Origin of the sequence: Sorangium sp. So ce1036, from assembly GCF_051369805.1 — a bacterium.
Taxonomy (GTDB): Bacteria; Myxococcota_A; Polyangia; order Polyangiales; family Polyangiaceae; genus Sorangium; species Sorangium cellulosum_F.
The window spans coordinates 1663311-1684472 of sequence record NZ_JBBMOX010000001.1; the positions used below are offsets into that span (position 1 = coordinate 1663311).

A 21162-nucleotide genomic window follows, 5' to 3' on the forward strand; every position below is an offset into this window, starting at 1 on the left:
GGCGCCCCGAGCTGGTAGGGTGCGCGCGCATGACGCTGCGCTCGCACCACCGCCGCCTGGCCGCGCTCGCCTCGCTCTTCCTGGCGACCGCCTGCTCTGCCACCTCCACCTCGCCCGCGCCCCGCGCCGAGCCGCCGCCCGGCGCCGCCGCCCCGGCGCCGGCGCCCAGCGCGGCCACGGACAGCCCGACGGGCCTGCTCTCCGAGCAGGACTTCAAGGCCCTCCACGAGCTCCGCCCCGACAAGGCCCCGCCCGCGCGCGGGCAGACCCTCGATCTGGCCGGGTCGCGGGCGTACCTGAGCCTGCCGGCGGGCGCGAAGGCGCCGATCCCGGGCGTCGTGGTCATCCACGAGTGGTGGGGCCTGAACGAGCACATCCAGCACTGGGCGGACCGCCTCGCGGAGGACGGCTATGCCGCGCTCGCGGTGGACCTGTACGGCGGCAAGGTCGCGACCACGCGCGACGACGCGATGGCGGCGATGAAGTCGGTCGACGAGGCCAGGGGCCTCGAGATCGTGCGCGCCGCGCACCGCTTCCTCTCGACCGACGCGCGCGTCTCCGCGCCGCGCACCGGCTCGATCGGGTGGTGCTTCGGCGGCGCCTGGTCGCTCAAGCTCGCCCTGAACGAGCCCGAGCTCGACGCCGCCGTCATCTACTATGGCCACCTCGTCACCGACCCCGCGGCGCTCAAGGCGATCCGCGCGCCGGTGCTCGGCATCTTCGCGAACCGCGATGAGGGCATTCCTCCCCAGGTCGTCGATGAGTTCGACAAGGCGCTTCAGGAGGCGGGCGTGGAGCACGAGATCCTCCGGTACGACGCCCAGCACGCGTTCGCGAACCCGTCGGGCGCCCGGTACGACACGGAGTCCGCGGCGGATGCGTGGGAGCATGTGCGGAAATTCCTGGCCGCCAGGCTGAAGGGCGGATAACGCCCCAGCGCGGCGCACACGCCCTCTGGCGCCCTCACTCGAGGGCTCCCCTCATCACAGCTTGCGACTGCCGGCCTCCATCGCACCACGTCCCGACACGCCTGATCGCGCGAGCGCTCATGCGGCGCCAGGGCGCGCCCGTAGGGTGGTATTCGATCCATTCAGGATCGCGGTTGATCCACGCAAACATGAGGCGTGATTGGATCGCCGGCCGCCCCCGGATGATTCTTTTGCTGAGGGGGTCGCCGGGCCTGTAATGAGCCTTTGGCAGCGCTCTTGCTTTGGGTGGCGCACGCTCCTCCGCGAGGGGGGTGAGGATGGCAACGCCGCGTGACGGTCGCGACGACCCCGCGCGGCGCGACGAGCGGCCTGGCCGCCGGCCCCTCGCCGCACCGGCGCTAGAGCCCGCGCCCGCGGCGTCCTCCGGGGGAGCGCGCGCGGCGCTCGTGCGCCCGAGGGGACGCCGCGTCGCTCCCCGCGCGGTGACGACGGCGCATCGGAACGATGCTTGGACGCTTGGAAAGGAAGGCACTCATGCAACGCTTCAAGTCGCAGCTGTCCACAGTCGCCCTCGCCGCGGCCTGCGCGATCGCAGCCGGCTGCATGAGCTACGAGGCCGGCGACGGCGACGCGGGGCCGGAGCCCGTCGCGTCGGGGACGCTGACCGTCGCCGTCGCCGCCGGCGAGGCCCGGTACATGCTGCAGCGGGAGGACGGGACGTACGTGCGCCTGAACCTCGACGCGATGCGCGAGGCGACGGCGTCCGGCGCCGAGCCGCCCGTCGACTGGCGCACGGCCAGCGGCTCGCCGGTCGAGGTGTTCGGCCGGGAGAACGACGACGGCAGCATCGACGTCGACGTGATGCGGCCCCCGGAGGGCATCAGCGAGCTGACGAGCGCGCTCGTCACGACGGGGACCAAGCGCGTCCTGGCGCTGCGCGTGCAGTTCGACGGCGGCCAGACGCTCGGCACGGAGCAGGACGTGCGCAACACGCTCGCCAGCGCGGCGACCCACCTCGCGGGCTCCTCGTTCGGGAAGATGCAGCTCGAGTACGACGTCGCCGGCCCCTTCAACATCCGCTTCGGCCGGTGTGACGATTACGACCGGTGGCAGAACGAGGCGAGGACCGCGGCGCGGAACGCCGGCTTCGACCTCGGCGAGTATCAGCATTTCATGATCTTCGGGCGGATCGACTGCGGGTACGGCGGCATGGGCGCGCAGCCGGGCAACGCCACCTGGATCGCCGGCCTGTGGCCCGAGGTCGTGGTGCACGAGCTCGGCCACAACTTCGGCCTCTGGCACGCCTCCTCGCGGACGTGCCGCAGCGGCGGCGCGACGGTGACCATGAGCAACGACTGCACCTTCGACGAGTACGGCGATCCGTTCGATCCGATGGGGCACGGCGGGCGCCAGCACTTCAACGCCAACTACAAGGCGAACCTGGGGTGGATCACGTCGTCGCAGATCGTGATGGCCCAGGGCAATCAGACCTACACGCTCGCCCCGATGACCGAGCCGAGCGGCGGGGCGCAGCTCCTCCGCGTCCAGGGGCCGAACGGCGTCATGTATCACGTGGAGTTCCGCCAGCCGTCGCCGACCAACGTGGTCGACTCGCGCAATCGCTCCGTGAACGGCGTCCTCGTGCATGCGTTCTTCTCGCAGGCGAGGGACAGCGGTCGTGCGCACCTGCTCGACATGATCCCTGGCGGGAATTTCACGGACGCGCCGCTCACCGTCGGCGCTTCCCACCAGTTCTTCGGGACGGATCTGACGATGAAGCTGCTCTCGATCTCGCCGACGGGCGCGCAGATCCAGGTCTCTGGCCCGGGCGGCGATGCTGGAGGCGGCGGCTCCGGCGGCGGTGACGCCGGCGGCGGCGGCTCGGGCGGCGACGGCTCGGGCGGCGACGGCTCGGGCGGCGACGGCTCGGGCGGCGGCGAGCGCTTGAAGGCCGCCCACTCCGGCAAGTGCGTCGGCGTCGCCGGCGCGAGCAGGGACAACGGCGCCACCATCGGCCAGTGGCAGTGCACCGGAGCGGTCGATCAGCAGTGGAGCATCGAGAGCGCCGGGGGCAGCGCGTACGTCGTGAAGAACGTGAACAGCGGAAAGTGCCTCGAGGTGGCCAACGCCAGCAGGGCCGAGAAGGCGCGCATCACGCAGCGGGATTGTCTCGACCGCAACCACCAGAAGTGGAACCTCCTCGATCGCGGCGACGGCACCGTCTCGCTGCGCGCGGTCCACAGCGGCATGTGCATGGACATCTCCGGCGCCAGCACCGCCGACGGCGGCCAGTTCATCCAGTACCGTTGCCACAGCGGGACCAACCAGCGGTTCTGGCGGCAGTAGCGCGCGGCCCGCGCGGGCAGGGGGCCCGGGCGCGCCGTCGGGCCGGCGGCGCGCCTCTCCCTGTCCCGCGGCGCGGCGGCGGCGCGGCCGCGCTCTCCCGCCCCCCGTTCGCTTCGAGCGCCGCGGGCCCCGGGGTCGAGGTAGGACGCGCGGGAGGACGGCGCAGATGATCTTCCCTTCGAGCAACCGCATCGCGCTCGGGCTCCGGATCGCCCTGGCGTCGGCCGCCCTGGCGGCCTCGACGCCCGCGTCCGCGAACGGCCGTTACCCCTCCGCCGGCCAGATCCTCGTCGATCCCGCCGATCCGCGGCGCATCGTGCTCCGCGCGACGTACGGTGTCCTCACGACCAGCGACGGCGGCGAGCGCTGGTCGTGGATCTGCGAGGAGTCGATCGGCTACAGCGGCTTCGAGGATCCCATGCTGGTCATCACCGGCGACGGCTCGATCCTCGCCGGGCTCTCCAGCGGGCTGAGCGCGACGCACGATCGCGGCTGCCAGTGGGACATCGCGGGGGGCGGCCTCGCCGACCTCAACCTCGTCGACGTGTCGATCGACCGCGCCGAGCCGTCGAGCGCCATCCTGCTCGGCTCGAGCGTCCTGACCGGCGACGAGATCCTGACCCAGGTCTGGGCCTCGAAGGACGACGGGAGGACCTGGGCCCAGGCCGGCGTCGATCTCCCGAGCGCGTTCCTGGGCGTGACCCTGGACAGCGCGCCGTCCGACCCCCGGCGCCTCTACGTGAGCGGGCGCTGGAACGGCCCCACGTTCCAGGGGGCGCTGCAGCGCTCGGACGATCGCGGCGAGACCTGGGAGAGCTTCGACATCCCGGGCAGCGACGATCGCAACCTGCCGTACCTCGGCGCCGTGGATCCGCGCGACGCGGACGTCGTGTACGTCCGCCGCGACGGCGACGGGGCGGACGCGCTCCTGGTCTCGAAGGACGGGGGCGCCACGTGGCGGGAGGTGTTCCACGCCGTGAGCCTCCTCGGGTTCGCCCTCTCGCCCGACGGCGCGAGGATCGCGGTCGGCAGCGACATGGACGGCCTGTGGATCGCGCCGACGACGACGCTGGAGTTCACGCAGGTCGGGCGCCTCGGCGTCCGCTGCCTGACCTGGACGAGCGACGGCCTCTTCGCCTGCGCCGACGAGCTCGCGGACGGCTTCACCGCGGGGGTCTCCGTGGATGGCGGCGAGACGTTCTCCCCGATCCTGACGCTCGATCGCCTCTGCGGCCCGCCGCCCGCGTGCGGGCGCGAGACCTCGACCGGCGCGACGTGCCCCGCGCTCTGGGCGGCGACCGCGAGCTTCCTCGGCGTCCCGGGGCGCTGCGACGCCGGCGCCGGCCCGAGCGCGGGGGCGAGCGGTGGAGACCCGGCCGCGGGCGGGGCGAGCACGGGCACGGGCGTCGGCACGGGCGCGCCGGGCGCGGGCGGCGGCTGCGCCTGCGATGCCTCCGGCCAAGGGCGCCCCGGCGCCCTGCTGAGCTGCATGATCGCGGCCGGCGGCGCGCTGCTCGGTGCGCGGCGGCGGCGCGCGCGGGGCCTCCGACTCCGGGCCAGGGAGCCGAGAGGCCCTGTCTGACGACGGCCTCCTCTTCGACAGGATCGACAATCCCCCGCCGGGGGACGCGGCGTGATCCCTGGGACGAAGATCACAGCCACGGTGATCGCAGCGGCGCTCGCGTCCGGCGTGTCGCCTGCGGCGGAGCGCTCTGCGTGGATGTGTGCGACGGCGACGTCCTCTCGTCGATAAGCCATGTGATGGTATCTTTTCAGCGGACACGCTGCCTGGCGAGCGCAGTTCGCAGCACCGGCCGACGCTTTGCGCTGGCCGCGCCCTCACGCCGGTGCGAAGATGCACCTTGAGGCGTATTCCCGTCGTCTCGGCCCTCCCATGTCTCCGTGTCTCCGCGGTGATCGAGAGGGGGCCGCGGGCCGCGAGGGTGCCGGGACGTGGTGTTGTGTCGCGGTGTTCCGGGTCGCCGCGCGGCGCGCGGTACTCCTTAACCTTGTTCATTAGCTGCTGGAGTCAGATATGTTGCGAGAGCGATCGGTCATCAGGTTTCGTAGGTGCCTGGCGGGTGGTCTTGGTCTTCTCTTCTCCGCTGCGATCTTCGGCGCGTGCGGCGGGGGGGTGTCCAGCGACGGCGGGAACGACGCGGGGTGCGCCGACGGGCGCTGCGCGTCGTCGGGCGGCGGCTCATCGGGCGGCGACGACGGCGTCTTCCTCCCGGACGAGCCGGGGGCTCCGGGCGGCCCGGGGGCTCCGGGCGGTCCAGGCGATCCGGGCACCACGGACCCGGGCGACGCCTGCGCTTCGCTCTCCGTGGGCTTCGGTCGCACGGTCCCGAACGTCCTGCTCCTCGTGGACCGCTCGGGCAGCATGCGCGACCCCTTGCAGGGCGAGGACGATCGCGGCGGCGTCCAGCGCTGGACGGCCGTGCGCAACGCCCTCGTGGATCCGGCGAGCGGGCTTGTCTCGACGCTGGAGTCGCAGGTGAACTTCGGCCTCACGATGTACACCACGCCGCGCGACGACGACCGCGGCGCGACCTGCCCCTGGCTGCTCGAGGTGCCCATCGCGGCGAACAATTACGACGCGATCGTCGACGCGTATCAGCCCGAGGAGATGGACCGGGACGACGGCGGCAACACGCCGACCGGGCAGTCCATCGAGGCCGTGATCCCGAGGTTGACAGGGCTCGATTCCGCCCAGTTCCCCGGCCCGAAGGTCCTCGTGCTGGCGACCGACGGCGAGCCGAACTCCTGCCAGAGGCGCCGCGGGAGCAGCGGCGTCGACGAGAGGGGACGCGCGGCCTCGCTCGAGGCGGTCCAGCACGCGTTCGAGAGCGGCATCACGGTGTACGTCATCTCCGTGGGGGACGAGGTGGGCATCGAGCACCTGCACGAGCTCGCGAACGCCGGGCAGGGCCTGCCGCTCGACGACCCGACCCCGCGGTACTATCCGGCCAACGACGTGTCGCAGCTCGAGTCCGCGTTCCAGTCGATCATCGGGAACGTCGTGCGGGAGTGCGCCTTCACGCTCGAGGGACGGGTCCAGGGAGACGGGAGCGCGGGCACGGTCCTGATCGACGGCGCGCCGGTCGTCCTCAACGACCCGGACGGCTGGCGGCTCAACGGCCCGAGCGAGGTGGAGTTCGTCGGCGCCGCGTGCGAGACGGTCAAGTCCGGCGATCACGACATCAGCATCACCTTCCCCTGCGACGAGGTGGTCCCCGTCCCTCGGTGAAGGCCGCCCTGCCTCGGGCGCCCTCCCCGGCGCCCGAGCCGTTCTCCTGCGCTGGACGGAGGGTCGAGCTCCAGCGGGCCGCGAGGACGGCACGAGGCGCTGTGTCCCGCATGCCTCTCCCGCCGTGCTCCGGGTCTCCGCGGTGATCCGCCGATCGCGCCGCCGGGAAAGCCGAGACTCTCCCGCCCAACGATCCTGGCGGTCTCTCTCGATCCGATCTCCGGTCCACGCTGTGCCGTCTATCAGGGCGCGCTCGCTTTCACGAGCCGAGGGCGCGCTCCATATCGTCATGGAGCACGCCGTCTGGGCGGGATGAACGTCCAGCGCGCCGACGAACGGCGGCTTCCTGGAGTTCTATCCATCGAAGGAGGGGGGGACGATGAAAGGACTGCTTCCGGGCTTCCGGAGGTTGATCGGTTACCTGTCCGAGGTTGCCCAGAGGCGGCGGCTCCGCCGCGCGCCGGATCTCCCGGGCGACCGCTTTCGCGGGCAGATCACGAGGGTGGTGGACGGAGACACGCTCCAGCTCCACGACGAGGGGGGCGTGCGCCGCCACGTGCGCCTGCTCTCGATCGATACGCCGGAGACGCACTTCTTCGGCAGGTCCCAGGGACGCTGGGCCGAGGTGGCCGCTGCGCGGCTGCGCGAGCTGCTCCCTGTCGGCTGCGAGGTCGAGATCCAGGTGGACGAGCAGCGATTCGACTCCTACGGGCGCGTGCTCGGCCACGTGCACGCGGGAGGCCAGCTCATCAACCTGCAGATGATCGAGGAGGGCCTGGCGGCGCCCTACATCGTGGCCCCGAACCTGCGTCACGCGCGGGATTTCTCCGAGGCCGCGCGGCGGAGCTCCACCGAGCGGCGCGGGATGTTCAGCGATCCCAGCGTCCTCCTCCCGTACGAGTTCCGGTGGAGCATCCGGGGCGGCGCCCACGCCAGGGCCGTCGGCAGCCTGTCCCGCGGCGAGGTGTTCGACCTCTCGGAGCGGGAGCAGGTGCCGTTCTGGGATCGGGTGTTCTTCTTCGACGTTCGGGACATCCGCCCCCCCTTCGTCCGCGTCCCGGCGGAGTCCCACGCACCAGGCGGCTGATCGCCATCGAGGCCACCACCCGCGCGCGTCAGGACTTGACCGCGCCCGCGGTGAGCCCCTGGACGAGGTAGCGCTGGAGGAGCAGAAACCCGGTGACGACAGGCACGCTCACGACGACCGACGCCGCCATCACCTGGTTCCAGTAGATGTTCGACTGGGTCGCGTACCCTTGCAGCCCCACGGCGAGGGTCCGCCCGTCCTCGCTGGTGAGCACGGAGGCGAACAGGACCTCTCCCCACGCGGTCATGAACGCATAGATCGCGACCGCGACCACGCCGGGCCTGGCCGCGGGCAGCACGACGCGGAAGAGCGCGGTGAGCGGCCCGGCGCCGCTCGTGGTGGCGCCGAGGATCCGGTTGAGCAGGTCCGACCAGGGGATGACCTCGAGCTTGACCTTGATCCCGGTCTGCTTCTCGAACTTGTCGAGCTCGGGTTGCAGGATCTTCTTGTCGTCCTCGATGCTGGGCGCCTGGTTGCTCGCCCAGTACGTCAGGGTCGCCGGAGCGGACGCGGGCGAGGCGGAGGGCGAGGGCGACGAGGACGCCTTGTCGTCCCCGCGCTTGCTACATGCGGCGGCCCCGACGGCGAGCAGGGCAAATGCGGCGACGGCCTCTAGCGTGCGTGACGTCACGGTGGCTCCTTCTCCGATCGCGGGTTCGCGATCCCTCGCGCGTCCCGTCGCGCGGCCGCGCGAGGAGACCACTTAATCGGTTCAGTGTCCACGGGCACACGCGGGCGCGCTCACCGCCGTCCGCGCGGCGCGCTGGCACTGCCGAGGCCGTAGGCTGCCCGCTTGCGCTTGAGGGTATTCCTGTCGATGCCGAGCGCCCGCGCCGCGCGGGAGATGTTGCCCTGGTGCGCGTCGAGCGCCCGCGCGATCGCGGCGCGCTCCGCGGACTCCACCGCTTCCGCCAGGGTCGCGAGCCGCTCGCCGCCGGCCGCCGCGCCTGCCCCGTGCGCGTGCGCGCCCGCCCCGAGCGCGCCCGCCCCGTGCGCGTGCACGCCCGCGCCGCTGCCCGCCGGCCGCGCCGGGGGCGACGTGATCTCCGGCGAGAGGTCGCCGGCGTCGACCGTGTCATCGCAGAAGACCCCCCACCTGTGCACCTCGGCGCGCAGCTCGCGCACGTTGCCCGGCCAGGGGTGGTGGTGGAGGCGCCGCAGCGCCTCGCGGGTCACCTCGAGGCCGCGCCCCTTGCGCCGCGCCCGCACCTCGTCGAGGAACGCCTCGACGAGGATCTCGATGTCTCCCCCGCGCTCGCGGAGCGGCGGGACCTCGAGGATCGCGCCGCGGAGGCGGTAGACCAGGTCCTCGCGGAAGGCCCCGTCCGCGACCATGGCCGCGAGGTCGCGGTGCGTGGCGGCGACGACGCGCACGTCGAGCTCGATCTTCGCCTCGCCGCCGACCCGGCGCAGCGTCCCGTCCTGGAGCACGCGGAGCAGCGACGCCTGCACGCGCGGCGAGAGCTCGCCGATCTCGTCGAGGAACAGCGTGCCGCCGTGCGCCTGCTCGAACACGCCGCGCCGCCGCCCCGCGGCGCCGGTGAAGGCGCCCGCCTCGTGGCCGAACAGCTCGCTCGCGAGCACCCCCTCGGCGAAGACGCCGCAGTTCTCGGCGATGAACGGGCCCCTCCGGCGCGGGCTGTGCTCGTGGATCGCCCTGGCCACGAGCTCCTTGCCGGTGCCGGTCTCGCCGACGATGAGCACCGGCACGTCGGTCGCGGCGACCCGGGCGACGCGGGCGCGCAGGGCGCGCATCGGCTCGCTCTCGCCGACGAGGACCGCCTCGCGGGTGCGCGCCTCGGCCCGCAGGCGCACGACCTCCTCGCGCAGCGCCCGGATCTCGGGGAACCCCTCGATGTCGAGCCGGACCTCGCGCACCGGCCGCGGGTGCGGGCGCGGCACGAACGCCGCCGGGATCACCTGGAGCATGCGCGCGGGCAGGATCCCCGCCTGCACCAGGATGACCCAGATCGTCTGCGCCTGCGGCGTCCCGGCCGACAGGAGCACGTCGATCGCCCAGCCCGCCTCCGGGAACGCGCGCTTGAGCTGGCCCGCGAGCGGCCCGACCGCCCGGAAGAGCTTCGCGTGGTCCGACGGATCGTCGACGTCGACGACGCGGAGCTCGACCCGCGGCGCGCGCGCCCGCGCCCGCTCGGCCAGCGCCCGCGACGGCGCCTCGCCCGCCGGGATGGTGAGGATCACGATGGCGTCGTAGCGGCTCTCGTCCTGGTCGAGGAGCCGCTGCACCGGCCCGCGGTCGCTGTCCGGCCGGCGGCCCTGGTGCGCCGGCGCGGGGCCGAGCGTGCCCGCGTCCGACCAGGTCAGGAGGAGGCGATTCACTGGTGCACCGTACACCAGGGATGATGCGTCGTGCAGCACCTGGAGTGGTGCGCCGTGCACCAGACCGGGGCGTTTCCGCGGTGCGGGCGCCGTTTCGCGCGCTGGCACGGCAGCCGCAAGGCGAGTCTGCGTCCCGCCGGTCGCTCTGGAGCGCCCACGCGGTCTCATGACCGGCTTACGCGACCTCATGACCGGCCCACACGTTCTCATGACCGGCTTACGCGACCTCATGACCGGCCCACACGATCTCATGAACGACCCCTTCGACCCCATGACCGGCCTGTGCGGCACCACGACTGGCCCATTCGATCCCACGAGCGCTCTGGAGACCCCATGAAAGCCCCCGCCGACAGCCTCGTTCTTCCGGCCCATGCCCGCCTGGTCGCCCGTGACGACGTCTGGCTCGAGGGCAACGCCGTGCAGCAGTTCGCGCGCGTCGCCGCGCTGCCCGGCTGCGTGCGCGCCGTGGCGATGCCCGATCTGCACGCGGGGCGGGGCATCCCGGTCGGGGCGGCCTTCGCGTTCGCCGATCGCGTGATCCCGCAGCTCATCGGCGGCGACGCTGGCTGCGGCGTGCGGCTCGTCGCGACCGGCGTCGGCCGCATGGCGCCGGACGTGCTCGAGCGGCGCGTCCGGCAGGCGATGGAGGACGACCCGCTCGCCGAGTGCGATCCGGGCGAGGTGTTCGAGCAGGTCTTCCGGCGCGGCGTGCGGGGCCTCGCCGAGGTCGAGGGCGTGCCCGAGGCGCTGGCGCAGCTCGCCGCGGCGGAGCCGGAGGACGGCCTGCGCCCGAGCGGCGACCCGGCGCCGTACCGGGCCGGGTTCGAGCGCGCGCTCGGCTCGGTCGGCGGGGGGAATCACTTCGTCGAGATCGCCCGCGTCGGCGCGGTCCGGGACCCTGCGGCGGCGGCGTCCTTCGGCCTCGCCCAGGGGGCGCTCGTGGTGCTGGCGCACTCCGGCTCGCGCGGGCTCGGCGGCGCGCTCGGGCAGCGCTGGGGCGACGCGGTGCTCGAGGGGGACGCGGCGCTGCCGTACCTGGGCGAGCTGGCGGGCGCGTGCCGCTTCGCGCAGGCGAACCGGTTCCTGCTCGTCTACCGGATGCTGCGCGCGCTCGGCGCCGCGCGGCCGTCGAAGATCGCGGGCGGGCTCGACCTCATCCACAACGACGTCGCGCGCGAGGCCGTGGGCGGCGAGCCTGCGTGGGTGCACCGGAAGGGGGCGGCGCCGGCCCGGGGCGACGACGGCACGATCGTGCTCGGGTCGCGCGGGGCGCCGTCGTGGGTGATGCGCGCGGCCGACGCGGAGGCGGGGCTCCGGTCGGTCGCGCACGGCGCGGGGCGCAAGATGGGGCGGGGCGAGGCGCGCGAGAAGATCGCGGCCCGGTACCGGCGGCGCGAGCTCGCGCGCACGGCGCTCGGCGGCCGCGTGGTGTGCGACGACCCGGCGCTGCTGCTCGAGGAGCACCCGGACGCGTACAAGCCGATCGAGCCGGTGGTCGAGAGCCTGGTCGAGGCCGGGCTGGCGACGGCGGTCGCGCCGCTCGTGCCGGTGGTCACGGTGAAGCGGTGAGCCGGTCGTGGGTGCAGATCAGCGCGGGGCGGGGCCCGGTCGAGGTGCGGCGGTTCGTGGCGCGGCTGGCGGAGCGGATGGAGGCGCTGTGCGAGGAGCGCGGGCTCGTGGTGGTCGACGTCACGGTGCACGGCGACGAGGACGCGCCGGGGTCGGTCGAGATCCTGGTGGAGGGGGACGCGCTGCGGTGCCTCGCGGGCGAGATCGGGACGCACGCGCTGGTGGAGCGGAGCCCGGAGCGGGGGCGCGCCGCGCGCAAGCGGTGGTTCGCGGGGGTGGCGGTCCACCCGGCCGGGGCCGGGGCGGACTCCGGCGTGACGGCGTGCGCCGGCGCCGATATCGATCCTCGCGAGCTCGAGATCTCCGCGTGCCGGGCGAGCGGGCCGGGAGGGCAGCACGTGAACAAGACCCTGTCGGCGGTCCGGATCCACCACCGGCCGAGCGGGATCACGGTGCGCGTCGCCGACGAGCGCTCGCAGCACGCGAACGTCCGCCGCGGTGTGGAGCGTATCGCCGAGCGGCTCGCCGCGCGCGCCGCCCGGCGCGCGGCCGAGGGAGAGGCCGCGCGCTGGCGCGAGCACGACCGGCTCGTCCGGGGGGAGCCGGTGAGGACGTACCGGGCGGGGCGGAGGGGCGCGCTCGAGGTGGCGGAGGGGCGGGTGGCGCGGTGAGGGGGGAGCGAAACGCAGGTCGACGTCCGGCTTCACGTGCTGCACGACGTTGCACGCCTCGTCCAGAGAGCCTCGGCCTCGATCTTGAGTAGGTTGAGCCTGCCGTTCGAGCGGTCTATCTCCGCCTACTCCCTACTGCTCTTCCGGAGTGAGCACGCCTTCGGTCCTCTTCTGCGCGAGCTCCCCGACGCATGAGGCCAGCTCCTTATGACGGCATCGAGCGTCGCCTCACGCTGATCGAGAAATCGCTATGGTGTCCTCTGCCCGACCTCAGCGCGGAGGACAATCGCTCTGCTACGCCACGCCGGCTCGCGGATCGCTATGCGACTGCGGTCAGGAGCTCAAGATTAGGAAGACACCCTTCGTCGGCGTACACGGACAGCCGCACGCGAAGGTGGTCGCTCAATCTTCCGCCCAACGTCTGACCGGTCTACTGCGGGCGCGCAGCGCCCATCGGCAGCAGCGGCTCGTTAGGCGTGATCGCGTTCCCATTCCGGTAGGGCGAATTGGAACCCAAGCAGATGGTTCTGCTGGATCACCTGGCTGACGACCTTCTCCCACGCTGCCTTCACGATCTGGTGCGAGCTGTTTCCATCTTCATCTTCAAGACACGTCTTGAACCCACGAAGATTGGCATTGATAAAGTGGGCATCGATCGCCGGGCGGCGAAAGCCGGCAGGCGCGTGCTCGGCGAGCTGTGCAGGAGCGAAGCTGAACATTCCATCCACGGGATCGTCCGGAGTAGCTCCCCAGTAGAGCCGGTACTGTGTGCCGACGGGCGCGCAGGCAGCGGCGCAAGCCGCGTACTCCTCGTCCTCGGGAGCCCACTCCTCAGGGCCACAACCGCGCAGGTCGGCTTCTGCGCCTCGCGGCTCCAGTCGCGAGGCGCGCGCGAGGGGGCGGAGAACGGTCTCAACGAACTCCGCTGGAACGCGACCGGTCAACAACTCCACTCCACGGTTGGTTTCGAATATTTCGCTTCGAGCGACCACAAACACCGTGTCCAGAACAAACCGCCCATCGAGACGAGAGCCGAAAAGTATGACATCTCCACGTTGAAGTTTTCGCAAGAGGGTCGCGGAGCCATTGCGCCGAACCTGTTTGCAGCACGAGTACAGAAATGTGTCGCCGAAGACGAACGGATCGGTGTTCTGCGGCTGCTGCACCGCCGCGCAAGAGCACACCTTTGGAACACAGATCCAGGTTGGCAGGCCGTCACCTCCGCACCCGAGCCGTTGCGCGTCCGCTGGGGCTTCCCACTCGCCCCAGAACACCAAGTCTCCTACTCCGCGGTCCCGACCCGCGTTGTCGCGTGAGAAGCTGCCCCGGCTCTTCAGGAAGCAGCGCGCGTGTTTGTCTCGATTCCAGGGCTTCCGCCCAGATGCGGGAATCCGGTGTTCTCCGCCCGGATGCATCAATTGAACAAGTCGTGTCATTGTGCTCCTGCTGTGTCGAAGCTTCGCGCTTGACCGAGCGCCTCTCGGCGTTATCCATATAGTGTAACCGACGGCTGCCCCGCTTTGTCAAGAAGACCAAAGCAACAGCATGCAGGCTCCACATCGGATGACGCCGCGAAGAGCCTCTTGATGCATATCCCTACGAGCCGAGGAAGCCGCCTTGCAGCGATCCTCCGTGGCTCGCCCCAGCCAAGCGGGCGCCATGTGCGACGCGGCCGAGAACCGTCGCCGCCCCCGCTCGTCGACGTACTGCCTGCCCCGGAGGCCACGTGGGTCGACTTGGTGTGCTTGGCCAGCCTGGTGCGGCCTCGCGCCTGCTCGGCATGCGCGGCCTGCTGGAGCTCGGGCGCCTTCGCCGTATGCCCTGACGTAGCTGGACGTAGCCGACCGAGCTCGCTCCCGAGGACGCGCAGTGGCCGCTCGCCCCCTGCGAGTTTGGCGGCCGCGTGTACGCATCGCGCGCGCCGTCCGAGTCGCCTGCGCTCGTCGCGTGACATCGCCCGCTTCTTCGAACCGAGGTTCGCTCAGCTCGTGCACGAGGAGCTCTGGTTGGCGTGGATGGCGGCGCTCGACGTCCCACCGCCGCCACGAGCATCTCATCACCCGTGGAAAAGAGCTGCTGGGCAGCCTCCGAGCCACGCAGTACAATGCCTTCGTGAACCTCCCCGAGCTGGAAGCCGAACCCCTGAAGCTGCCCGCCGCGGAGCGCGCACATCTCGCGGAGGCGCTTCTGGAAGGCTTGGATGAGCTCTCCGAGGAGGAGCACAGGCGCCTCTGGACCGAGGAAGCCACGAGGCGGGACGCGGATCTCGACGCCGATCCATCCCGAGGGCGACCGGCCGAGGACGTCTTTCGTGACGCCCGCGCGCGCCTCCGGTGACGCTTCCGGTCATCTTTCATGAGTCGGCCGAGTGCGAGCTGAACGAGGCCGCCGCCTCTACATCAGGAAGCACTCGCCTCCTCAACCTGGCAGTCCGGCCTCAGGACGCGTCATCTTCCCCGACATACAGGCCCGGCGCCGGCGCTAACGCTGGGCGGCCACGAGCAGGAACATGGGCCTGTCCAGCTCCTCGGCCAGCTCGGGATGGCGCGTGATCTGCTCCGGGCTCGGCTGCCATTCCTCGACGTGGCGGACGGTAAACCCGGCGCGGATGAGCGTATTCAGCGTCGTTCCGAGCGTCCGGTGGTGCTTGATCACGCCCCTGGTCAGCCAGTCGGTCGTGCGCGGTCCTTCGACGAGGTACTGGTCCAGGGGCCAGATCCGGCGGCCCTCGTCGTCCGCCGACCAGCCCGGCCGGGTCGGGGCCATGAAGATCGGGTGCTCGGTTGTGAAGACGAAGTGCGAGCCGGGCGTCAGCCCCCGGTACACCGTCCGAACCAGCCGCCCCAGATCCTGAATGTAGTGGATCGCGAGCGAGCTGTATGCGAAGTCGAACGTGCCTTCCGGCAGCTCGAGCTGCTCCAGGTCGGCGATCTCATACGCGATGCCAGGATCCTGCGTGGTCGCCTTGGCTCGCGCGATCATGTTCTCGGACAGGTCCAGCCCCAGCACGCGCGCCGCGCCGTGCTCGCGCGCCCAGCGGCAGAACCAGCCGAAGCCGCAGCCGAGGTCCACCACCTTCTTGCCCGTCAGCTCGGGGAGGAGCGCCTGGATCGCGGGCCACTCGGGGGCGCCCGCCAGGCCGTGGACCGAGCGCGGCAGCCGGCTGTACGCGGTGAAGAACTCCGACTGATCGTAGATGTTCTGCGACATGGGACGCTCGGGAGTGGGAGGATATCTCTGACAGTTCGCGAGAACGCGAAGCCGGAGGGGCGGTGGCCATCACGACCCGCTCACTGGACCCGCAGAATGATCCCCGAACCGCGCAAGAAGCGCCACACCTTCTTGAGGTCCTGCAGCTCGCTCCGCCCGGTCCGCGCCGCGTCGCTTTCCGGAATCTCATACGACCGAGGACGAATCCTGGACGATTTGCTGCCAATGCCCGTAAGCAGCTTGCTGCTCGATGAGGTGTTACGGGCGCGACCCGCTGTGTGCTGCACTTTGTTGATGATTTTTATTCGTCCTCCCGTGGAGATCAATGGTGGTCCGAGCTGCCGATTCCGAGCTGCCGATATGGATTAGAGGCGGACTCCCATGCGCAATCGCTCCGACCAGCTCTTTCTGCGCGAGGCGCTGGTGGATCTGGCGGCGCTGCCGGACGATGCCTGGGAGAAGAGCATCGCCAAGCCGCTGCTGGTACACTTCCGGCTCGGAGGACAGGAGCCGGCGATCGACGAGGAGGACGAGGTGAGCGCAGAGATCCGGGCGTGGTTCGAGGATTATGAGCGGAAGCTTCGGGCCGAGGCGCGCGCCGAGGCGCGTGCCGAAGAGGCGGCTCGGGCCGTGCTGACGGCGCTCCGTGTACGCGGCATCGCCGTGCCGGACGCGGCGCGGGAACGCGTCCTGACCGAGAAGAATCCGTAAATTCTGGAACGGTGGCATGAGCGGGCGGTCGTCGCCGCGTCGCTCGCCGAGGTGCTCGACGATCTGAGCTGAGCGGTGCCCGCTGCGGCGTGGGGCCCATGGCGACCGGCGTTGACTGCATGGCGCCGGACATGCTCGGGCCGCGCGCCCGGCTCGATGTGGCGGAAGCGGGGTCGGTGCGGCGAGAGGGAGCCACCTGTCCGCGTCATGGCCCCCTCCTTGCTCATCGTGGGCAGACTGGCCGCCCGCGGGTGTGCTCCCGGCCCGCGAGCACCCACCCGAGATACCACGCGACATCTTCGGCGGCCGAGCTGGCATGTCCGCGCACGCCGGGGTCGCGGTCCTGCAGCCCGGCCTCGATGGCCGGCTGAACCCTACGGCGATGGAGGGACCGAAAGATCCGGGCCAGATGGCCGAGCCCGAGGAGCGCGTTGCCGCGGACGTCCGGCGACGGGTGGCCCACGAGCCGGAGGCAGATCTGCTCGGCCCACACCCGGCCTGGCGGATCGAGCGACACGACGAGGGGGACGTAGAGCAACTCGGCCGGATCGCCGCGTGCGATGACGGCCTCCACCTCGGCCTTCGTCCACGTCTCACGAAATGGCCCCATGGCGCACTACCCCCCGTCCGCCCAGCGCCGCCGCTCCGCCGGAGCGCGTGCCGTCGCGCGCGACCGGCTGCGAAGGCCGGCTATGCCTCCCGGTGCTCGCCTGTCGCCCCATCGATCATGCGCCGGCGTCGGACCACACCGCATACTCGTTGCCGCTGGGATCGGTGAAGTGGAAACGCCTCCCGCCCGGAAACGAGAAGATCGGCTTCTTGATGGCGCCGCCACACCGCTCCACCTTGGCCAGGGTCGATTCCAGATCGCTGCTGTAGAGTACGATCAAGGCGCTACCCTGGTTGACGTTCACCACCTGACTGGACTTGTAGAATCCGCCGTCCAGGCCGGCCTCGCCGAAAGCGCTGTATTCTGCTCCGTAATCCACGAAGCTCCAGCCGAACGCCTCCGAGAAGAACCTCTTGGTCTCACCGAGATTTCTCGCTGGAAGCTCGACGTAATTGATCTTGCCGGTTGATTTCACGGTTCACTCCTTGAACGCGCAGCGTACCCGCGCTCGGCTGCGAGCGCCAGAGCGGCGGCGGGGCCGGCGCGGCACGCTCGTTCACCGCAACGTCATGCCGACCGGCCCGGCGCAGCGGAGGGAGGCGCTCTTCAGGCGTCACGCTTGCCGCCCTCCTTTGCGCTGGAGCGAGGCGCCGGGCAGGGGGCGGGCCGGCACGCTCACGCTTCGATGAGCAGGCGGCGCCCGACAGCGGGGTCCACGAGATAGGGCCTCTCCTTCGGGAGGAATCTCGACGCCTTCTCCGCGTGCCCGGCCTGAATCTGCTGGTGGAGCTTGCGCGCCAGCGGGGTGTAGTCCTCGATGGCCACGATCCAGTCCTCGACGTACTCGCGGATGAGGTGGCGGCTGATCCCGACCTGAATGCTGTAGCAGGGCAGCGCCGCTCCGCGGAGCGTGCGCTCGGGATCCCACTGGACATGGACCTTCGCACCCGCGAAGGCGCGCGCCCACTCGTCAGGGGACCGGAACGCACCAGGCTCGGGTGACGTGAGCACGGCGAGGGAGAGCGCCTTGTCCCAGGCCGCTCGACGGATGCGCACCGCGAGCGTTCGTTCCTGACCGGCCTTGTGGTTCCAGTTGCTCCTGTGCATGAGCCACAGAAAAGATGGCTTGATCCACGTCATGCGGCCGAACGAGAACGGGGGCACGAAGCGCTGAGCGCGCAGCGCGGGCTCGGCGATCGCCGGCGCATAGGCCTGGTACACGACGATGGTCTCGCGATCGTAGTCCGCTCTGACCTCACGAAGCTTCGGCATGTGGGCCTCGTTGCATCCATCCGGCATCTTGGCGGCCAGCCGCGCGGCCCGAGCACGTGCGAAGGCGACTTGCCATGGTTGACTCCCTGCCAGCGGTCACTCTAGCAAGGCAATCCGACCCCGAACGGGTGCGATGATGGCCGATATGAGCACGAGATGCGAGATCCATGCACCTGTCTGTACGAAGGATTCGGCGGCTGCGAGCTGCTTTGCGTCGTCGCGCGCGAGCAAACGAACGAGGACACTGGTGTCAACGGCGCGCCTGGCGGTCTCTTACGTGCTGCCTGATGCCGTCCTTGAGAACCGCGAGGCTTCGCGGCTGGGGTTCCTGCGAGAACAGTGCCCGGTGAACATCCTCGAAGGTGTGCTGACCGACGCGTCGCACGGTGATTCGATCGCCTTCTGCCTCCCATTCCAGGATGGAGCCCGGGACGAGCTCCAGGCGCTTGCGTACCTCGGCGGGAACCGAGAGCTGTCCCCGCGCCGTAACCCTGGATTGTGCGATCTTCATGTGGGCACGGTACCATGGCAGTTCGCCCCGAGCGAGGACGGCCGCGTGGCCGCTCAGCCGTATCGACGAGCTCCGCGGCAAGAGGGTTCTCGAGCCCCACCAAGGCTCGGAGGCAGGGCTGGCGACGGCGGTCGCGCCGCTCGTGCCGGTGGTCACGGTGAAGCGATGAGCCGGTCGAGGGCGCAGATCAGCGCGGGGCGGGGCCCGGTCGAGGTGCGGCGGTTCGTGGCGCGGCCCGCGGAGCGGATGGAGGCGCTCTGCGAGGAGCGCGGGCTCGTGGTGGTCGACGTCACTCGCTCGTCGAGGTGCTTGACGGCCTGAGCTGCGCGATGCCGGCCAAGCATGGGCCGACCGCCTCGCGAACGAATCGGGGGGCCAGCTCCCAGCCCATCCCCGCGGGGGATGGCGCGGCTCGTGGGGGCCGGAAAGCCCGACAGCGATGGCGGTTCGAGGCGGTCGGCCGACGAGGACCGTCCAGGCCCGACGCTTGGCGGTTGGGACCGCGCTCGGGCCATGCATCCCGTGCGGACGCGAGCCATCGTGGCGTCCCTCCTGAAATCCCGGAGAAGGCGGCGGATCGCCCCGGCTCTCCGGCGCGAACACACCCTTGGGCAACAACGTACCAAGGTGCTAGACTCCTTCCGGTGCAATCCCTGGCAACACTCCTGCATGAGATCACGGTCGAGACAGGGGAGTCGGAGTCCCAGGCTCTCGCCCGCGTGATTGACGCCGGCGTTCGCGCCCTTCAGCGCGAACGCGTGCTGGCGAAGCTCGTTCGCGAGGAGATCAGTCGCAGCGAGGCGATCGCGGCCGTCGGTCTCGACTGGGTCCTGATGACGGAGCGCCAGCAGCAGGCCATCGAGGAAGACATCGCGTGGGCCTCGAGGCCGTAGCCGTCGCCGACGCCGGCCCGCTCATCCACCTGGACGAGCTGGGCGCGCTGGACCTGCTTGCGCTGTTCGAGCGCGTGCTCATACCGGACATTGTCCAGCACGAGGTGGTCCGCCATCGATCGGTGTTCTCGCTGCCGTCGACCGTCGTCTGCGAGGTCCGCGCGGTCGACGCGTCGCGGGTTGCTCCCCGCTGCGCTCACTTGCACGCGGGAGAGGTTGCTGCCCTTTCGCTCTGTGAGGAGCTCGGGATCACGCTCCTGCTGACCGACGATCTGGCGGCGCGCGACGCCGCACGAGCGTTCGGGGTGACGCCGGTCGGCTCGCTTGGCGTCGTGCTCCGCGCCGCGCGTGTCGGAATCGTTTCGGTCGATGTTGCGGAACGACATCTCGTGGCGTTGAGCAAGGAAACGACGCTCTTCACCACGCCTGCGCTGATGGCGGCAGCGCTGCGCCAGCTTCGGGGAGGACCGCAGAAGAAGCCCTGAGGCCCTCGATCGCCGGCGCCGGGATCGACACGCCCTCCAAGGCGCCCCTCACCGCTCCTTGCCGTCCGTCGCGCCGCCCTTCGCGGCCGTCGCGCCGCCCTTCGCGGCCGGCGCGCCGCCCGGCGTCGCGTCCACCGCCCCGGGGCCGAGCAGCGTCCCGCACATCGTCTTGCACAGGATGTCGTGCGCCTTGCACTCGCACTTGCCCTGCTCCTTCAGCTCGAGCTTCTCGCGCATCTCGGCCACGGTGAACCGCGCGCTCCGCTCGACCCGATCCATCTTCCACCCCTCCCGGATCTGGCGCGGCGTGCGCGGGTCCGTGGCCTCGCCGTCCGGCTCGGCGCAGCAGCGGAAGCTCAGGAAGTAATAATAGAACCCCTCGTCGTGCGTGTAGATCTTCGGCCGGCACTGGTTGCGCACGCCCTTGTACCAGGGGCCCCCGGTGTGGACGCTGTCGTACTTGCCGCGCCAGCCGCCGGTCGTCTCGCTCGCCACCACCTCGTCGGCGTTCGCGGGCAGGTCCGCGACTCCATAGTCGCTGATGCACTGCGCCTGCGAGCCGCTCCGCACCCCCTTCCAGAGGCGGGCCAGCTCGTCCGGGTCGCGCTTCGCGACCTTCTTCATGTCGGGGTTGTCCCAGAGGTGGTCGCCGTTGCACTTCGTCGCGTCGCGCGAGTACCCGTAGGGGAACGGCTTCATCTCGGGGCCCTCGCACGCGAGCGTCCACTCCGACTCGGTGCACAGGCGCTTGCCCACGGCCGCGCACTTCACCTGCGCCTGGTGGAACCGATTCATCACCTCGGGCCGCTCACCCTCCTTGTTCGGCCACTCGTAGGTGTCGATGCAATACCGCTTCTTCACCTTCTCGCCGGTGCAGCGGCCCGGGGTCGGCGCGAACTCCTCGCAGACGGTCTTCTTGTTCGACTTGTCGTACCAGCTCCGCAGGCAGGTGTGCTCGACCTCGGTGCAGTACTCGCCCTCGACGAGCTTCATGTCCGCGGGGCACGCCCGCGCCTCCTCCGCGCCGGCGTCCGCCTCGGCGGCCGCTCCGGGCTCGGCCGGCTCGGCGGGGGCGCTCGGCGGCGTGGCCGCGGCGCCCGCGGTCTCGGCCGGGGCCGGCGCGGTCGCGGGCGGCGCTTCGATGCGCGCGCGCGGGGGAGCCGCGGGCTGGGCGGGCTCCGGGGGAGCGCCGGAGCAGGCAGCGGCGAGCACGAGGGCGGGGAAGGGGAGCAGCAGGCGTCGCATGCGGGGCGTCATAGCCGAGATCGCGGCGAGGGG

General features: G+C 71.2%; 21 protein-coding genes. 12 read left to right on the top strand and 9 right to left on the bottom strand.

Going from position 1 to position 21162, the window contains the following annotated elements; genetic code table 11:
* Positions 1-29 precede the first annotated feature (29 nt).
* From WMF31_RS06160 to WMF31_RS06180, 5 genes are all read left to right on the top strand, one after another.
* Positions 30-929, top strand: coding sequence for a dienelactone hydrolase family protein (locus tag WMF31_RS06160; protein WP_436601035.1), 900 nt, complete (start codon positions 30-32; stop codon positions 927-929).
* A gap of 534 nt (positions 930-1463) precedes the next feature.
* Positions 1464-3275, top strand: a complete 1812-nt coding sequence (locus WMF31_RS06165) for an RICIN domain-containing protein (RefSeq protein ID WP_436601036.1) — start codon at positions 1464-1466, stop codon at positions 3273-3275.
* Positions 3276-3441: 166 nt separating this feature from the next.
* Positions 3442-4857, top strand: a complete 1416-nt coding sequence (locus WMF31_RS06170) for a WD40/YVTN/BNR-like repeat-containing protein (RefSeq protein ID WP_436601037.1) — start codon at positions 3442-3444, stop codon at positions 4855-4857.
* Between the two features lie 453 nt (positions 4858-5310).
* The gene (locus WMF31_RS06175) at positions 5311-6525 is read left to right on the top strand and encodes a vWA domain-containing protein (RefSeq protein WP_129352779.1); all 1215 of its coding nucleotides are present in this window, start codon (positions 5311-5313) and stop codon (positions 6523-6525) included.
* Between the two features lie 379 nt (positions 6526-6904).
* Complete coding sequence (locus WMF31_RS06180; protein ID WP_129352777.1) at positions 6905-7612, top strand: thermonuclease family protein; 708 nt, start codon at positions 6905-6907, stop codon at positions 7610-7612.
* 28 nt (positions 7613-7640) lie between these two features.
* On the opposite strand, the gene WMF31_RS06185 is transcribed toward WMF31_RS06180, so the two are convergent.
* Both WMF31_RS06185 and WMF31_RS06190 read right to left on the bottom strand, forming a co-directional pair.
* Positions 7641-8315 carry an extracellular solute-binding protein gene (locus WMF31_RS06185; protein ID WP_436601038.1) on the bottom strand — a complete coding sequence of 225 codons (675 nt, stop codon included), beginning with the start codon at positions 8313-8315 and terminating at the stop codon, positions 7641-7643.
* Between the two features lie 38 nt (positions 8316-8353).
* A complete protein-coding gene (locus WMF31_RS06190) occupies positions 8354-9952 on the bottom strand; it encodes a sigma-54 interaction domain-containing protein (protein WP_436601039.1) in 1599 nt (532 codons plus the stop codon).
* Between the two features lie 333 nt (positions 9953-10285).
* Here WMF31_RS06190 and WMF31_RS06195 point away from each other — a divergent pair, with 333 nt between their 5' ends.
* The gene (locus tag WMF31_RS06195) at positions 10286-11521 is read left to right on the top strand and encodes an RtcB family protein (RefSeq protein ID WP_436601040.1); all 1236 of its coding nucleotides are present in this window, start codon (positions 10286-10288) and stop codon (positions 11519-11521) included.
* A complete protein-coding gene (locus WMF31_RS06200) occupies positions 11518-12192 on the top strand; it encodes a peptide chain release factor-like protein (protein WP_436601041.1) in 675 nt (224 codons plus the stop codon). The genes WMF31_RS06195 and WMF31_RS06200 overlap by 4 nt, the downstream gene beginning before the upstream one ends.
* A 470-nt stretch (positions 12193-12662) precedes the next feature.
* Here the strand turns inward: WMF31_RS06200 and WMF31_RS06205 are convergent, their stop codons facing one another.
* A complete protein-coding gene (locus tag WMF31_RS06205; RefSeq protein WP_436601042.1) occupies positions 12663-13358 on the bottom strand; it encodes a hypothetical protein in 696 nt (231 codons plus the stop codon).
* Between the two features lie 946 nt (positions 13359-14304).
* Between WMF31_RS06205 and WMF31_RS06210 the strand changes: the two genes are divergently transcribed.
* Positions 14305-14529, top strand: coding sequence for an addiction module protein (locus tag WMF31_RS06210; protein ID WP_436601043.1), 225 nt, complete (start codon positions 14305-14307; stop codon positions 14527-14529).
* A gap of 144 nt (positions 14530-14673) precedes the next feature.
* Here the strand turns inward: WMF31_RS06210 and WMF31_RS06215 are convergent, their stop codons facing one another.
* Entirely contained in the window at positions 14674-15402 is a 729-nt protein-coding gene (locus tag WMF31_RS06215) for a class I SAM-dependent methyltransferase (RefSeq protein WP_436601044.1), read from the bottom strand.
* 381 nt (positions 15403-15783) lie between these two features.
* Here WMF31_RS06215 and WMF31_RS06220 point away from each other — a divergent pair, with 381 nt between their 5' ends.
* Complete coding sequence (locus tag WMF31_RS06220; RefSeq protein ID WP_436601045.1) at positions 15784-16113, top strand: hypothetical protein; 330 nt, start codon at positions 15784-15786, stop codon at positions 16111-16113.
* A 223-nt stretch (positions 16114-16336) separates the two neighbouring features.
* Here WMF31_RS06220 and WMF31_RS06225 read toward each other — a convergent pair whose 3' ends face one another.
* The 4 genes from WMF31_RS06225 to WMF31_RS06240 form a co-directional block, all read right to left on the bottom strand.
* Positions 16337-16723: a hypothetical protein gene (locus WMF31_RS06225; RefSeq protein ID WP_436601046.1), complete on the bottom strand. Its 387-nt coding sequence runs from the start codon at positions 16721-16723 to the stop codon at positions 16337-16339.
* A 115-nt stretch (positions 16724-16838) separates the two neighbouring features.
* Positions 16839-17198 carry a VOC family protein gene (locus tag WMF31_RS06230; RefSeq protein ID WP_436601047.1) on the bottom strand — a complete coding sequence of 120 codons (360 nt, stop codon included), beginning with the start codon at positions 17196-17198 and terminating at the stop codon, positions 16839-16841.
* Between the two features lie 200 nt (positions 17199-17398).
* Positions 17399-17995: a DUF4291 domain-containing protein gene (locus tag WMF31_RS06235; RefSeq protein WP_436601048.1), complete on the bottom strand. Its 597-nt coding sequence runs from the start codon at positions 17993-17995 to the stop codon at positions 17399-17401.
* Between the two features lie 250 nt (positions 17996-18245).
* Positions 18246-18506 carry an AbrB/MazE/SpoVT family DNA-binding domain-containing protein gene (locus WMF31_RS06240; RefSeq protein WP_436601049.1) on the bottom strand — a complete coding sequence of 87 codons (261 nt, stop codon included), beginning with the start codon at positions 18504-18506 and terminating at the stop codon, positions 18246-18248.
* Between the two features lie 165 nt (positions 18507-18671).
* On the opposite strand from WMF31_RS06240, the gene WMF31_RS06245 reads away from it, so the two are divergent.
* The 3 genes from WMF31_RS06245 to WMF31_RS06255 all read left to right on the top strand — a co-directional run bounded on the left by WMF31_RS06245 (position 18672) and on the right by WMF31_RS06255 (position 19884).
* Positions 18672-18827, top strand: coding sequence for a hypothetical protein (locus tag WMF31_RS06245; protein ID WP_436601050.1), 156 nt, complete (start codon positions 18672-18674; stop codon positions 18825-18827).
* Between the two features lie 323 nt (positions 18828-19150).
* Positions 19151-19399: a hypothetical protein gene (locus tag WMF31_RS06250; RefSeq protein WP_129352757.1), complete on the top strand. Its 249-nt coding sequence runs from the start codon at positions 19151-19153 to the stop codon at positions 19397-19399.
* Positions 19381-19884: a hypothetical protein gene (locus tag WMF31_RS06255; RefSeq protein WP_129352755.1), complete on the top strand. Its 504-nt coding sequence runs from the start codon at positions 19381-19383 to the stop codon at positions 19882-19884. The genes WMF31_RS06250 and WMF31_RS06255 overlap by 19 nt, the downstream gene beginning before the upstream one ends.
* A gap of 48 nt (positions 19885-19932) precedes the next feature.
* On the opposite strand, the gene WMF31_RS06260 is transcribed toward WMF31_RS06255, so the two are convergent.
* The gene (locus tag WMF31_RS06260) at positions 19933-21129 is read right to left on the bottom strand and encodes an SUMF1/EgtB/PvdO family nonheme iron enzyme (RefSeq protein ID WP_436601051.1); all 1197 of its coding nucleotides are present in this window, start codon (positions 21127-21129) and stop codon (positions 19933-19935) included.
* Positions 21130-21162 lie beyond the last annotated feature (33 nt).

Coding starts and splice junctions, on each gene's coding strand:
- WMF31_RS06160 (WP_436601035.1), top strand. CDS start 30: ATGACGCTGCGCTCGCACCACCGCCGCCTGGCCGCGCTCGCCTCGCTC.
- WMF31_RS06165 (WP_436601036.1), top strand. CDS start 1,464: ATGCAACGCTTCAAGTCGCAGCTGTCCACAGTCGCCCTCGCCGCGGCC.
- WMF31_RS06170 (WP_436601037.1), top strand. CDS start 3,442: ATGATCTTCCCTTCGAGCAACCGCATCGCGCTCGGGCTCCGGATCGCC.
- WMF31_RS06175 (WP_129352779.1), top strand. CDS start 5,311: ATGTTGCGAGAGCGATCGGTCATCAGGTTTCGTAGGTGCCTGGCGGGT.
- WMF31_RS06180 (WP_129352777.1), top strand. CDS start 6,905: ATGAAAGGACTGCTTCCGGGCTTCCGGAGGTTGATCGGTTACCTGTCC.
- WMF31_RS06195 (WP_436601040.1), top strand. CDS start 10,286: ATGAAAGCCCCCGCCGACAGCCTCGTTCTTCCGGCCCATGCCCGCCTG.
- WMF31_RS06215 (WP_436601044.1), bottom strand. CDS start 15,402: ATGTCGCAGAACATCTACGATCAGTCGGAGTTCTTCACCGCGTACAGC.
- WMF31_RS06220 (WP_436601045.1), top strand. CDS start 15,784: ATGCGCAATCGCTCCGACCAGCTCTTTCTGCGCGAGGCGCTGGTGGAT.
- WMF31_RS06225 (WP_436601046.1), bottom strand. CDS start 16,723: ATGGGGCCATTTCGTGAGACGTGGACGAAGGCCGAGGTGGAGGCCGTC.
- WMF31_RS06235 (WP_436601048.1), bottom strand. CDS start 17,995: ATGCCGAAGCTTCGTGAGGTCAGAGCGGACTACGATCGCGAGACCATC.
- WMF31_RS06240 (WP_436601049.1), bottom strand. CDS start 18,506: ATGAAGATCGCACAATCCAGGGTTACGGCGCGGGGACAGCTCTCGGTT.
- WMF31_RS06245 (WP_436601050.1), top strand. CDS start 18,672: ATGAGCCGGTCGAGGGCGCAGATCAGCGCGGGGCGGGGCCCGGTCGAG.
- WMF31_RS06260 (WP_436601051.1), bottom strand. CDS start 21,129: ATGCGACGCCTGCTGCTCCCCTTCCCCGCCCTCGTGCTCGCCGCTGCC.